This window comes from Pseudoalteromonas sp. A41-2 (assembly GCF_015767615.1).
Taxonomy (GTDB): domain Bacteria; phylum Pseudomonadota; class Gammaproteobacteria; order Enterobacterales; family Alteromonadaceae; genus Pseudoalteromonas; species Pseudoalteromonas lipolytica.
The window spans coordinates 40,001-52,220 of record NZ_CP065231.1 but is presented as its reverse complement, the minus strand read 5'-3'; the positions used below and the strand labels follow the sequence as shown (position 1 = coordinate 52,220).

The window sequence follows — 12,220 nt, the reverse complement described above, 5'->3', positions numbered from 1 at the left end:
CTTATGCAAATTCAGTAATGAGTAAACCAATAGGAGCAATATAATGTATATCTCACCTTACACTGCTGTCGATGCAGCCATTGCCGCGAGCGAGCGTGCAGAAAGCGAAAAAGCCGCCTTAACAAGTTGTGATGACAGAGCAACCGTGATTGATCTTCTTTCTCAATGCAATAAAGAAAATGTACAGGCGCCGAAAAAACATGAAACAGACCAGATTTTTATTCTTGGTTATAATTAGACCTCTGCAGTTAATCTATTCAGTCTTAACACCGTTATATAAGACTTGCACTAAAACCGATTAGCTGTAATGATAATTGTTATCATTACAGCTAATCGGTTTTCTTATGTACTCTCACAATGCTATGCTCAATTATCAGCGGCAAATGAAATGTGTTTGTCAAAGACCGGGGCTTCATGCTCCAGCGTTGGTTGCGGGCTATATTGAAGCGGGATTAAACATCGCACGCTATTACGAAAAACATCAAAGCTTTATTTTACAAGAATTGTATTTAAGGCGTACGTTTCATGAACTACTTGAGAAAATGTGCGATTCTTTAGTTCACAATGCTATTCGTAAGCAATGTTTAGCTCAACTCTACAAACCGCAGCTCGCGTTAAAGCATTACTACAAAACTCATAACTGTATTGAAAAATATTTTTGCTTAGAGCGAGAAGCCTGCGTTCTAAGTCAAGAGTTTAACCCTATTTAGGAGTGTTTATGAGCAAATTTAGAACCGAATCAGATAGTATGGGTGAGCTACACGTTCCCGTAAATGCCTTGTATCAAGCTCAAACTCAACGTGCTATCAACAACTTTAAAATTAGCGGCTTGACCATGCCGAAGCAATTTATTACTGCCCTTGCCTACATTAAGCAAGCAGCGGCGCAGAGTAATGCAGCGCTAGGACATTTGAGCCAAGTAAAAGCGAATGCGATTGAACAAGCCTGCCAAGCCATCATTGATGGTAAGCACTTTTCGCAGTTTCCTGTCGATGTATTCCAAACCGGCTCCGGCACCAGCTCGAACATGAATGCTAACGAGGTTATTGCCACACTGGCAACGACCCTTGCTAATGAGCCAGTACACCCGAATGATGACGTCAACATGGGGCAAAGTTCTAATGATGTGATCCCCACGGCAATTGCCGTCAGCAGCGCAATTAATATTATTTACGAGTTATTTCCTAAACTAGACAAGCTGAGCCAACGCTTACAGAGTAAACAAGCTGAAGTGGGTCATATTATTAAAACGGGGCGTACTCACCTAATGGATGCAATGCCCGTCAGTTTTGCGCAAACACTCTCAGCATGGCAATGCCAAATAGATAACGCAATGACAGGCATACGCCAATCACTTGAGCGTGTTTGCGAGCTGGCTCAAGGAGGCACCGCGGTTGGTACTGGTATCAATGCAGACCCTGCATTTGCTGCTACTTTTTGCCAACACCTAAGCGAAAACGTAGGTATCCGTTTCAGTCCAAGTAAAAACTTTTTTTACAACATTGGCTCACAAGATGCCATTGTTTCATTATCTGGACAGCTCAAGGTCTTAGCTGTGGCGCAAATGAAAATAGCCAATGACTTACGCTGGATGAACTCAGGTCCGCTTGCTGGTCTAGGTGAAATTGAATTAGAAGCTTTACAGCCCGGTTCATCGATCATGCCTGGTAAAGTGAATCCTGTGATCCCAGAAGCTGCCGCCATGGTCAGTGCGCAAGTCATTGGTAACGATGCCACTATTACAGTAGCAGGTCAGGCAGGTAATTTTGAGCTTAACGTGATGTTACCCGTGATTGCATTAAACATACTGCAAAGCATTGAGCTGTTGGCAAATAGTACTGAGGCACTTGCCGATAAAGCCATTGCCAGTTTCAGTGTTAATCAAGACAATGTTGATAAAGCATTAGCTAAAAACCCTATTTTAGTCACCGCACTTAATCCGGTGATCGGCTATACGAAAGCCGCTAAAATTGCCAAACTGGCCTATCAAGAAGGTCGCCCTATTATTGATGTTGCCGCTGAGCATACTGACATTTCACGCGAAGAATTGAATACATTGCTCGACCCTGCAAAGCTTACAAAAGGTGGCTTATAGCAATTAAACCTGTACACAATGTAGCTCTGTAATGACAGAGCTACTTACTGAAAGACAACGTTTTTATTGCCCCTCTGAGTGCAAAGTGTATGATGGTGAGTACTTATTCAACGATTTATAGGTCCATTATGCGCTTTTCACTTTTAGCTGTATTATTTCCCGCGCTACTTACCGCGTGCTCTGATGCAGCAACAACCAAACAAACCGAATTACAAGCAACAACCAGTAAACTTGAAAATGCACCTCAAGCAGTTGAAATCAGCAAGTCGGCACCCGAAAAAACAACAATTACTGCTGCCCATCAACAGCTCAAACAACTCATTCAAGACCCAAGCTGTGATAACAGCAGCCAGTGTAAAGTACTTCCTGTTGGTAGCCGTGCATGCGGTGGCCCAAGCAGCTATGTTGTGTATTCAACTAAAACAGCCAATAGTAGTGAAGTTGAGAAAATAGCCCAAAAAATCACGAGCCTTGAAAGCCAATACAATGCAGCCAATGACGTTATGAGTATTTGTCAGCATCTAACGGCACCAGGCACACAGTGTTCTGCAAATACTTGTGTTAAAATCGATGGCTCAGCGGCAAGTGTATACTAAGGAATAAGCAATAATGGTTCGTTCATCGACTTTCAATAAACTTTTCATCACCACAACGATGTTGGCAGCGCTTGCATTAACAGGCTGTGAGAGCACCTCTGTTGGCGGCTCTACAGGTGTTGATTTAAGTGATTTAAATGAACAACTGGACGAGATCGTAAGTAACAATAGTTGCAGTGCAAGCTTCCAGTGTAAGGTGTTAGAAGTAGGTGAGCGCGCATGTGGTGGCCCAAGCCGCTATGTGGTTTATTCAACGCTAAACACCCCACAAGAGCAGGCCGAGCAGCTGGCTGAGCAGATCACTTCATTAGAAAAAGATTCAGAACAACCGTTAAGTGTTAACGACTGCTCGCCAGTTTTGCCTGTACAATCTTTGTGTATTTCAGAGCAATGCCAAGCAATCGAAATTAAGTAAATAATGTCATAAGGCCGGATACAATCACCACACTGATGATACACACTCCGGCCTTATAGATGTAGTGCACATGCATCGTGTTGTGCACCCAGTAAGCATAAATGTAACGCACAAAGTAACTTGCGGCGGTGCCAAATAATGCAAAAATAACTAAATACGCAATTAAAATAATATCCACAACACGCCACTTCTTTAAAACATCTCCCCCTCAGTGTAAGGGCTTAATGTCACAAAGGCAAAACTACACCCCTTATTTACGTTGGCTGTGGGCAATCAATAGCTCCGCAACTCGCTGCTTTACCGCACGTTTATCATCTGCATCAACACCAAAACGCGCAGCTAAAAGAGCAATTTCTTCATCATTTAAATTAAACGATAAGCGTTGTCTGGTTTTTTTAGACTTAACGTCGAGCTCAAGAATTTTCCGAATCATATCTGATGGGGTCAGTTCTTGATCAATTGCTTGCTTTTTAATTGATTTTTGTACTTCACTGCTTAGATCAAACGCCATTTGCGTGGCACGAACCGCTTGCTCCTGACGCTGCCATTTTGCTTTTGCATCACTCACTTGGCATCCCCAGGAAATAAATCAACAATATCACTAATCGGGCGTGTTAACGTGAGTGATACCTCGGTTTCACCACCTTCCCAAATTTCTATGTTCAAGCCATAACTCTCGTCATCCGAGCTTAAACAAATCATTTCGCATGGTTCACCGCCTTCATCTTCGTAGCGAGGTAATGGTTTATTGCGATAATCTTTATTATGGAAATAACATACATAAGGCGCTTCAGTTTGCTTGTAGCTCTTAGCTAAAAAGTGGCTAAAACGTTCAGGGGTGTTTTGCACGCTAATTGTGGTTAACTCATCTTCATCGAAGATACGTGCAAACTCATCAAGCGTAAATATTTCGTCTACATCATCGCGTTGAATTTTAATCGCGAAGTTTGCCCATTGCTCACCATCATCAGATTCAATTTGCAAGAACACCACTTGGCCCGATTCACTCTCAAGAACGAGCTCATACTCAGCACTGCGTTGGTACTGATACGTTTGTACATCAATAACACGTAATGTCTGCCCCTTTAACCAGTTTGGATAAGCAAACGAATCAATCACGCTCAGCATATCACCTACTTGTAATTGGCTAGGTTCAGTTAATTGGCGCTCTGGGGCTTTTTTAGATTTGAAAAAGTTAAACATTGGCTGACTCCTTGTTGAAGCAAAAAAGGTAACCCTGTGCATGGGTTACCTTTTGTCTTTCCGCTAATAAAATTAGCTGTTTTGCTTAGCTTTAATGCGCGCCAAAATGTCTGCACTTTTAGGGTTAGTATCACCAATACCCGCTTCAGCCATTTTCGCTTTTAAATCATCGCCATTCGTATCCGCTTCTAACTGCTTAGCTGCACCAAGTTGATCTTGACGGTCTTGTTGGCGCTGTTTAATGCGCTCTAATGACTCACGCGCAGATGTCATTGATGAGCTGTTTGTATTCAGTGTGCTGTTTACTGCCATCGTTGCTTGTTGCACGCTTTCAGTTGTCTTAACCATCGTTAATTGACGTTGGTTCTCTTTAATCGACTTTTCAGCTTCTTTTACTTGCTGTTTTAGTGTCACAATATGATTACTAAAACCGGCTAACACGCCTTCATGCTCTGCTTTTTCTGTTTCAAAGTCACCGATTTTCTCAGCAATCTCAAGCGCTAATGCTTCATTGCCTTTTTCAAGCGCTTGGCCTGCATAGGCTTCATGTTCAGCAATAGAGGCATCTAACGCACTAATTTTGCGCTTTGTTTGCATCTCTTTTGCCATCACTTCTGTTAGGCTTTTTTTAGCACGTTGTAACGCGTTTTGTGCATCAGCAATTTCTTGTTCGAAGATACGGATACCGTTTGCATCAACAATCGCTTGCCCTGCTTCACGAGCGCCACCACGTACAGCTGTAAATAGTTTCTTTAAAATACTCATAATCTTAACTCCAGAAATTGCTAATTAATCGTTTAAATAAATCGTCACGGCTTCAAGTGCATCAATCGCATTATCAGCGAGTGTTACCAGCTCATGGGTAATATCATCAAACGATGAATTAACCGACAGTGCACCAAAAATAGCGTACTTATCATCAATCTTTGCAAATGCGCTTAATGGAATAGGCACGTTCAAACGTAATAAGGTTTCGTTTAACTCATCACGCATATCTGCTTTTACTTCGTCCTCTGCAAACAAGTAGCTAATACACAGTAGCTGCTCCTCGGTTTGCGTAACAAAGATAGGTAACTCATCATTCCCATCGACGATAACTTGCAATACATCTTGTTCGCCTGGGTTGGCAATCAAGAAAGACTCAAAGCTCACACCTTCTGTTTCAAAAGAAGCCAGTTTGATTGATAGTTCATTTAATTCCATGTCTCACCTTTTTACGTTTTGACATATTATGTCTGAGTTAAGATTTGCATAGCCGACATATTATGTCAACTATAAAATATCAATTTTTGTACAATTCGGTTTCAACTTGCCACGCTTGACGATAATAATCATACAGAGTTCCAGAACCTAATCTATTGACTTCAATTGTATTTACTTGTTCAAAATAATGATTCGGAAAAACAAAAGATGCCAATAAATACTCTTTACTAACCCAGCGAGAAGGTACTGGTAATTTGTCTGTTTCGCGAATTCGGCTACTCGCAGGCTTGCCTGTGGTGGTAGCAATAGTCCATCCCCATTGGCCAAATGAAGGGATATTTTGCTGGTATTGCTCTACGTAATTAAAACCGGCAGCCCTGACTGTTTTGGCAATGCTTAAGAACGCCTTTTTGGCGTGATAAGGAGACGTTGACTGCACTGCCATTGCACCATCTGGGGCTAATAACTGACGAACATGATTATAGAAATAATCACTGTACAATATGTTTAAGTCAGGATGATTGGGGTCTGGTAAGTCAATTAAAATGGTGTCAAAACGCTCTCCTTTCGCAAGCATAGCTTCAACTTCCAAAAAGGCATCTGCAATACGGATTTGTGCTCGAGGATCGCTCATCGAGTGATTATTCAGCTCAATTAAGCGTTTTCTGATAGTCTCTGGCGCATCATAGTCGCCCACATCATTACCAAATAAGTTTAACAGCTGACCATCTAAGTCAACCAAGGTGACATGCTTTACTGGCCACTTTAAAACATCGCGAAGTGCCAACCCATCACCGCCGCCTATAATTAACACACGGTCATGGCGATTTGAAGCTAGCATCGCAGGATACACCAGCATCGAATGATAAATTTGCTCATCAACGCTTGAAAATTGCAAACGACCATTGAGGTATAAATCTGTGATCGCAGTTGGTTGATTGCGACTCAAACGCTCGGTTAACACCAAGTGCTGATACTTAGTTGCTTGCGAGTAGATGACTTTATCTTTATATAAAACGTTACTAAGATTTTTCATCCAGCTCGTACCAAGCACTAACACAAAAGCGAAAAATACTAATAGCAACACGTGACACATTAATAACACCTTCGCAAAACGCACGTGTTGATGGTAACGCCATAAAAAGATCAGCCCGGCAATAATATTAAACAATGCCGTCCAAGCAGCAGCCTGCATGATTGGCATTGCCAGCATAATACTCACCCAAATTGCAGCACCGACCCCAGCGCCAATATAATCAGCACCGTAAATTGTACCCGCGTTATTCTCTAAAAAACGGCCATAAACTTGCTGACGAATACGTGCTATTAACGGGATTTCCATACCGATTAAAAGCCCAAGCAACAGACCAAACACATAAGGTAAAAAACGAGACCACTCTTGTAGCTTTTCAAATACATAGCCATCCAGTACGGTATCTGCTGGTAAGTTAAAGATGCTAGAGAAGAGATGAGGTAATGAATAACTAACAGCTATCACACTGGCAATTGCTAAAATACACCCCATACCGACTAAAGCAATGATACTTTCAAGCCATGCAAATGCAGTAAATGCGTCTTTAAACCAACGTGCTAAAAATGCCCCGATCCCCATTGCCACGATCATTGTGCCTATCATGGCATAAATGGCGCTCTCAACAGAGCCAAGAACACGCCCAGCATAATGCGATAGTAGATATTCATAAATTAGGCCGCACCCAGCGAGTACGGCCATCACAGTAATTAATAAAAAATCATGCCCAAGTAGAGAGGCTCTACTTGGCGAAGCCGCTGTATGAGACACTTAATTAAGCACCTAACAACGTGGCCATGGTAGAGCCTATAGCAAATGATACCGCAGCAGAAATTGCCGCTACACCGACATTCTTCTGGCGATTAACTTCATCAGAAATATCACACCCTGCTAAAATGATTTTAATCGTTAGTAAGTGCAATAAAATAAAGGCTACGATACTTAGCGCGGCACTCAATGCCCAATACCCTAAGCTTGCTCCAATATTATCCGCAGCGTACGGGGCTATGCCTGATGCTGCTGTAAGCGCTAATGCACTGCCCACTAAGAAGCCTGCATAACGAATTCCCACTGCTAAATTACCGTCAATCACCGCTTGCTGTAAGCAATCACCACTGCGATTTGTACGTTTGAACAGCTGAACTCGGTATTGGCTCACCAACAACATGGCGATACTGCCAATCACAAATGCGGCTATTACTATCGGAAGACCATGCCACCCCTCAGTAGCAACCCAAAATAAAGCTGAACGAATAACAATGGCAACACTAACAACATGTCCAAAATCAATAAGTGCAGCTGTTGCATTACCTTTGACGATTTCGTCATGCAAACTCACTTTACGCAGCGCCACTTTATCTTGGAAGAAATGACCAAGCTTAATGAGCGCAATCGCCATTACACCATAGCCCACCATTTGTAGTGCTTCTTGTTGTAAACTGACTGCAAATGCACCACTGCTCACACCGCTAAGTACAATGGCTAACGCAACAAGCCCTGCTGCAAAACTAATACCAAACGCAAAATTGTCACGTTCCGTAATCTCATCATTGGCATGTAGATTAGATACCCAGCCTTTAATAAACTTTAAGCTTACAAATAAGGCGATAATGATTGCAAAGTCGATTGCTAAAGCTTGCAATGACCACGTTGTTATTCCATTAAATTCATACATGTGTTGTAACTCCGATGGTTATTCTTTTCACTACTTACCGCGGCTAATGCCACGTGATGTTCTGCTCGAGCTGTTGCGTAATGACCCGGAGCTTTTACTGTAACTACTACTACTAGAAGCGTAGCTACTACGTGTGCGTGGCGGCGTATAGCTGCTACGGCTTAACCCTGATGCACCGCTTCGCTTGGTTGCATACGGGCTAGTGAATTGTTTACCTTGACGTTGATAAGACTGGCGTGTTCGTGTCTCAACAGTTTGTTGTGCCTTAATTTGTTTAGGGCTCGAATAACGATAACGGCCATAGTCATTGTAATAGCTGTATTTTCTGTTGCGGCTCCAACGACCATATTCAACACGATCAAACACATCACCGAGCATGCGATACATGCCATACCAAACCCAAAAGCTAGTGCCGCTACTATTGGTTTGCCATTGGCCGTAATTAGGGTTGCCAACAAGCTGATTTCCTACGCTTTCACCTTCTGCAGCCTCACTAATTGCCCCAACACGCGCAAGCGCACCGTTTGACATATCGGCGAGCATATTTATTGGGTCAGTTAAAGCGTCTTGGAATAAAGACGGTTTTGCGGCGTCACGAATTAAATCAAGTTGATGAAGGGTGTCTTCATAAGGCGGAATTAAGCTCGTTGCTTTGACATCCGCTAAACGCTGTTTAAGCCCACTGTAAATAGCACCTTCTCGGGTTGCATCAAGGCTAATAACACGCGCAATTTCAGAAAGTTGTGGTTGCTGCTCCGTGAGGACCTTTGCATACTGTTTAAGTAAAGTCGCATTACGAAGAGAGCCATTATCAAGCGCAGTACCCAACTGATTTAACTCTACTTCAGCTTTTTCTATGGATTGTTGTATTGTTTGTTTCAGCTGCTCTTCCTTCGACTCACAGCCCATAAGCAAGCTTACCAAACAAAACAGGCTAATAAGTTTCCAAGCTTTTATTTGAGACATTCATGTCACCTGATTGTGGTTAAAAACCCGATTAGTTTTACATAGCTCAGGTACTAAACCAAGATGAAAATTGCAACAAAGGGTAAATAGGGTGCTAATTCGTCAGGCAGCTTGCCAAGTGAAGACTCATTATTAATAGATGAGAATGAATGCTTGATAAAGTGGGCCTATTTTAAAGATTTGAGCCCTCGACTCCATTCACTTTTGATTTGTACATCGTGATTAAACATCTGATTATAAAGCATGGAAACGGCTTTAGCAGTGAATATCAGTGATTAGGTGTGAAGGGCATATCAGACAATTTCGGCACTAAAGTGCCTCCAACTAAGCTAATTAGGTTAGCGTAAAGTGAAGTAGCCAATTTTAGAGCCTCCAATCTTGTCATCATGATTAAACATCGTTATTAAGAAGTGTAGGAACGGCTTTAGCCGTGAATGTCAGTGGTTATGTGTGAAAGGCATAATCATTTTTCGGCACTAAAGTGCCTCTACGTCCTAATTATACCATTCCGCTTAAATATCTGATCTAATATAGGCTATATAAAATCACCGGTTAATAACATTGAACCAAAACATAGCTGAACAGCTTTTAGCGCTTTCGCGAAAAGAACCAAACGCACGAAAACGCATACGATTACTCGCAGTATCATTATTTTATGAGGGGAATAGCAGAACCGATATTGCAAAACGTCTTAACATAGCACGAAGTAGTGTTAATAAATGGGTTTCAAGTTACCTAGAGCAGGGGCTGTATGGCTTAGACAATAAGCCTATACAAGGGCGTCCATCTAGATTACAACAGTCACAACTTGAGCAACTGTCTGAATTTATAAAACGCACGAACACAGAACTTCAAGGTGGCCGGCTTACCGGTGAAGACATTGTGCATTACATTAGCACTGAATTTGGTGTTCATTATCACTTAAATCATACTTATAAAATACTCAAGCAGCTTGGCTTTAGTTGGATCACAAGCCGTTCGAAACACCCTAAACACTCATTAAAAAGCCAAGAAGCTTTTAAAAAACTTCCAACTGGAAACGATCCTTCACACACCCGGACACCTTCCACTTGACCGTATCGACGTATGGTTTCAGGACGAAGCACGATTTGGCCAGCAAAATCCGACTACGCGCATTTGGGCTGAAACAGGCACTCGGCCACGGATAGTAAAACAACAGCAGTTTGACTATGGATATTTATTTGGTGCGGTATGTCCTGCCACAGGCCAAACAGAAGCGCTAGTAAGCCCATTCGTCAATAAAGAAGCAATGACGCAGCACCTGAGTCAGATATCACAAGCTACACCAGTTGGCAGGCATGCTGTCGTGATAATAGATGGCGCAGGCTGGCACACATACGATACAGCCGCAGAATTTAACAACCTCACGCTAATAAAGCTCCCTCCTTATTCACCAGAGTTAAACCCAATAGAGCAAGTATGGAGCTGGATACGACAACACTGTTTATCCAATAGAGTGTTTTCGGGCTATGACGAAATTGTTGATGAAGTTTCAAAAGCATGGAATCACTTTATTTCAATACCGGAGCGAGTGATGAAGATGTGTAATCGGGAATGGATAAAGTTGATTTAACCTTTATGCGGAATGGTATTATGTATGAAGGCCATATCAGACACTTTCGGCACTCAAGTACCTCCTACGTCTCTTCATCTTGCGCTGATGCGTCTTTTATCTCTGTATAGTACTGGACGATTTAGCCCTGAACGCAAAAAACCCGCTGCATTGCTGCAACGGGTTTCTCTAATTAGGAGCCTGGCGATGTCCTACTTTCACATGGCAAATGCCACACTATCATCGGCGCTGTTTCGTTTCACTACTGAGTTCGGCATGGAGTCAGGTGGGTCCAAAACGCTATTGTCACCAAGCAAATTTGGTTGTTAATCGCATCTGCAATTAACTAAAATCTGGAAATCTGATAATCGTAAATCTACTTTAGTATACTAACTTCTGTCTGTTACGCTGTCATAAAACGCGTTTGGCGTTGTATGGTTAAGCCTCACGGGTAATTAGTACAGGTTAGCTTAATGGCTCACACCACTTCCACATCCTGCCTATCAACGTTGTAGTCTTCAACGGCCCTTCAGAGACTTTAAAAGTCTAGTGAGAACTCATCTCGAGGCCTGCTTCGCGCTTAGATGCTTTCAGCGCTTATCAGTTCCGAACGTAGCTACCGGGCAATGCCATTGGCATGACAACCCGAACACCAGCGGTTCGTTCACTCCGGTCCTCTCGTACTAGGAGCAACCCCTCTCAATTCTCAAACGCCCACGGCAGATAGGGACCGAACTGTCTCACGACGTTCTAAACCCAGCTCGCGTACCACTTTAAATGGCGAACAGCCATACCCTTGGGACCGACTTCAGCCCCAGGATGTGATGAGCCGACATCGAGGTGCCAAACACCGCCGTCGATATGAACTCTTGGGCGGTATCAGCCTGTTATCCCCGGAGTACCTTTTATCCGTTGAGCGATGGCCCTTCCATTCAGAACCACCGGATCACTATGACCTACTTTCGTACCTGCTCGACGTGTCTGTCTCGCAGTTAAGCTGGCTTCTACCATTACACTAACCGTACGATGTCCGACCGTACTTAGCCAACCTTCGTGCTCCTCCGTTACTCTTTGGGAGGAGACCGCCCCAGTCAAACTACCCACCAGGCACTGTCCGTAACCCCGATTAGGGGCCAACGTTAGAACATCAAAACTACAAGGGTGGTATTTCAAGGACGGCTCCACAAAGACTAGCGTCTCTGCTTCAAAGCCTCCCACCTATCCTACACATGTAGGTTCAATGTTCAGTGCCAAGCTGTAGTAAAGGTTCACGGGGTCTTTCCGTCTAGCCGCGGGTACACAGCATCTTCACTGCGATTTCAATTTCACTGAGTCTCGGGTGGAGACAGCGTGGCCATGGTTACACCATTCGTGCAGGTCGGAACTTACCCGACAAGGAATTTCGCTACCTTAGGACCGTTATAGTTACGGCCGCCGTTTACCGGGGCTTCGATCAAGAGCTTC

The 12,220-nt window shown here is 43.1% G+C and carries 14 protein-coding genes and 2 rRNA genes (1 of these 16 only partly in view); 6 read left to right on the top strand and 10 right to left on the bottom strand.

Features of this window, described 5'->3' with window-relative positions:
• Positions 1-43 precede the first annotated feature (43 nt).
• The 5 genes from IT970_RS00275 to IT970_RS00255 all read left to right on the top strand — a co-directional run bounded on the left by IT970_RS00275 (position 44) and on the right by IT970_RS00255 (position 3,106).
• The gene (locus IT970_RS00275) at positions 44-238 is read left to right on the top strand and encodes a hypothetical protein (RefSeq protein WP_036974335.1); all 195 of its coding nucleotides are present in this window, start codon (positions 44-46) and stop codon (positions 236-238) included.
• A 145-nt stretch (positions 239-383) separates the two neighbouring features.
• A complete protein-coding gene (locus IT970_RS00270) occupies positions 384-710 on the top strand; it encodes a hypothetical protein (RefSeq protein ID WP_196857497.1) in 327 nt (108 codons plus the stop codon).
• A gap of 8 nt (positions 711-718) precedes the next feature.
• Positions 719-2,095 (top strand): class II fumarate hydratase, encoded by a 1,377-nt coding sequence (locus IT970_RS00265; RefSeq protein ID WP_036974332.1) that lies wholly within the window; start codon positions 719-721, stop codon positions 2,093-2,095.
• 128 nt (positions 2,096-2,223) lie between these two features.
• A complete protein-coding gene (locus IT970_RS00260; protein WP_036974330.1) occupies positions 2,224-2,691 on the top strand; it encodes a hypothetical protein in 468 nt (155 codons plus the stop codon).
• A 13-nt stretch (positions 2,692-2,704) separates the two neighbouring features.
• On the top strand, positions 2,705-3,106 hold the full coding sequence (locus IT970_RS00255; RefSeq protein WP_036974328.1) for a hypothetical protein: 402 nt from the start codon (positions 2,705-2,707) through the stop codon (positions 3,104-3,106).
• On the opposite strand, the gene IT970_RS00250 is transcribed toward IT970_RS00255, so the two are convergent.
• From IT970_RS00250 to IT970_RS00215, 8 genes are all read right to left on the bottom strand, one after another.
• Positions 3,099-3,284, bottom strand: a complete 186-nt coding sequence (locus tag IT970_RS00250; RefSeq protein WP_036974327.1) for a hypothetical protein — start codon at positions 3,282-3,284, stop codon at positions 3,099-3,101. The genes IT970_RS00255 and IT970_RS00250 overlap by 8 nt on opposite strands.
• Before the next feature lie 72 nt (positions 3,285-3,356).
• Positions 3,357-3,674 (bottom strand): hypothetical protein, encoded by a 318-nt coding sequence (locus tag IT970_RS00245; protein ID WP_036974326.1) that lies wholly within the window; start codon positions 3,672-3,674, stop codon positions 3,357-3,359.
• The gene (locus IT970_RS00240; protein ID WP_036974324.1) at positions 3,671-4,309 is read right to left on the bottom strand and encodes a hypothetical protein; all 639 of its coding nucleotides are present in this window, start codon (positions 4,307-4,309) and stop codon (positions 3,671-3,673) included. Before IT970_RS00240 ends, IT970_RS00245 begins: the two co-directional genes overlap by 4 nt.
• A gap of 72 nt (positions 4,310-4,381) precedes the next feature.
• Entirely contained in the window at positions 4,382-5,074 is a 693-nt protein-coding gene (locus tag IT970_RS00235; RefSeq protein WP_036974322.1) for a PspA/IM30 family protein, read from the bottom strand.
• A gap of 24 nt (positions 5,075-5,098) precedes the next feature.
• Positions 5,099-5,512, bottom strand: a complete 414-nt coding sequence (locus IT970_RS00230; RefSeq protein ID WP_036974320.1) for a YjfI family protein — start codon at positions 5,510-5,512, stop codon at positions 5,099-5,101.
• Positions 5,513-5,591: 79 nt separating this feature from the next.
• A complete protein-coding gene (locus IT970_RS00225; RefSeq protein WP_196857496.1) occupies positions 5,592-7,313 on the bottom strand; it encodes a polyamine aminopropyltransferase in 1,722 nt (573 codons plus the stop codon).
• A gap of 4 nt (positions 7,314-7,317) precedes the next feature.
• Positions 7,318-8,217, bottom strand: a complete 900-nt coding sequence (locus IT970_RS00220) for a DUF350 domain-containing protein (RefSeq protein ID WP_036974315.1) — start codon at positions 8,215-8,217, stop codon at positions 7,318-7,320.
• Positions 8,218-8,247: 30 nt separating this feature from the next.
• Positions 8,248-9,183 (bottom strand): hypothetical protein, encoded by a 936-nt coding sequence (locus tag IT970_RS00215; protein WP_065978859.1) that lies wholly within the window; start codon positions 9,181-9,183, stop codon positions 8,248-8,250.
• A 573-nt stretch (positions 9,184-9,756) separates the two neighbouring features.
• Between IT970_RS00215 and IT970_RS00210 the strand changes: the two genes are divergently transcribed.
• Positions 9,757-10,777, top strand: a protein-coding gene (locus IT970_RS00210) for an IS630 family transposase (RefSeq protein ID WP_374027195.1) whose coding sequence is annotated in 2 segments (ribosomal slippage) — positions 9,757-10,209 and positions 10,211-10,777 — 1,020 coding nt in all. Because the reading frame shifts where the segments join, the coding sequence is not laid out codon by codon here.
• 178 nt (positions 10,778-10,955) lie between these two features.
• Here IT970_RS00210 and rrf read toward each other — a convergent pair.
• Both rrf and IT970_RS00200 read right to left on the bottom strand, forming a co-directional pair.
• A 5S ribosomal RNA gene (gene rrf, locus IT970_RS00205) occupies positions 10,956-11,070 on the bottom strand.
• A 120-nt stretch (positions 11,071-11,190) separates the two neighbouring features.
• Positions 11,191-12,220: ribosomal RNA gene (locus IT970_RS00200) — 23S ribosomal RNA — on the bottom strand (it continues 1,857 nt past the right edge of the window).

Bases quoted from the DNA above. Each gene is read 5' to 3' on its own strand.
- IT970_RS00275 (WP_036974335.1), top strand. From the start codon at position 44: ATGTATATCTCACCTTACACTGCTGTCGATGCAGCCATTGCCGCGAGC.
- IT970_RS00270 (WP_196857497.1), top strand. From the start codon at position 384: ATGAAATGTGTTTGTCAAAGACCGGGGCTTCATGCTCCAGCGTTGGTT.
- IT970_RS00265 (WP_036974332.1), top strand. From the start codon at position 719: ATGAGCAAATTTAGAACCGAATCAGATAGTATGGGTGAGCTACACGTT.
- IT970_RS00260 (WP_036974330.1), top strand. From the start codon at position 2,224: ATGCGCTTTTCACTTTTAGCTGTATTATTTCCCGCGCTACTTACCGCG.
- IT970_RS00255 (WP_036974328.1), top strand. From the start codon at position 2,705: ATGGTTCGTTCATCGACTTTCAATAAACTTTTCATCACCACAACGATG.
- IT970_RS00240 (WP_036974324.1), bottom strand. From the start codon at position 4,309: ATGTTTAACTTTTTCAAATCTAAAAAAGCCCCAGAGCGCCAATTAACT.
- IT970_RS00235 (WP_036974322.1), bottom strand. From the start codon at position 5,074: ATGAGTATTTTAAAGAAACTATTTACAGCTGTACGTGGTGGCGCTCGT.
- IT970_RS00230 (WP_036974320.1), bottom strand. From the start codon at position 5,512: ATGGAATTAAATGAACTATCAATCAAACTGGCTTCTTTTGAAACAGAA.
- IT970_RS00220 (WP_036974315.1), bottom strand. From the start codon at position 8,217: ATGTATGAATTTAATGGAATAACAACGTGGTCATTGCAAGCTTTAGCA.
- IT970_RS00215 (WP_065978859.1), bottom strand. From the start codon at position 9,183: ATGTCTCAAATAAAAGCTTGGAAACTTATTAGCCTGTTTTGTTTGGTA.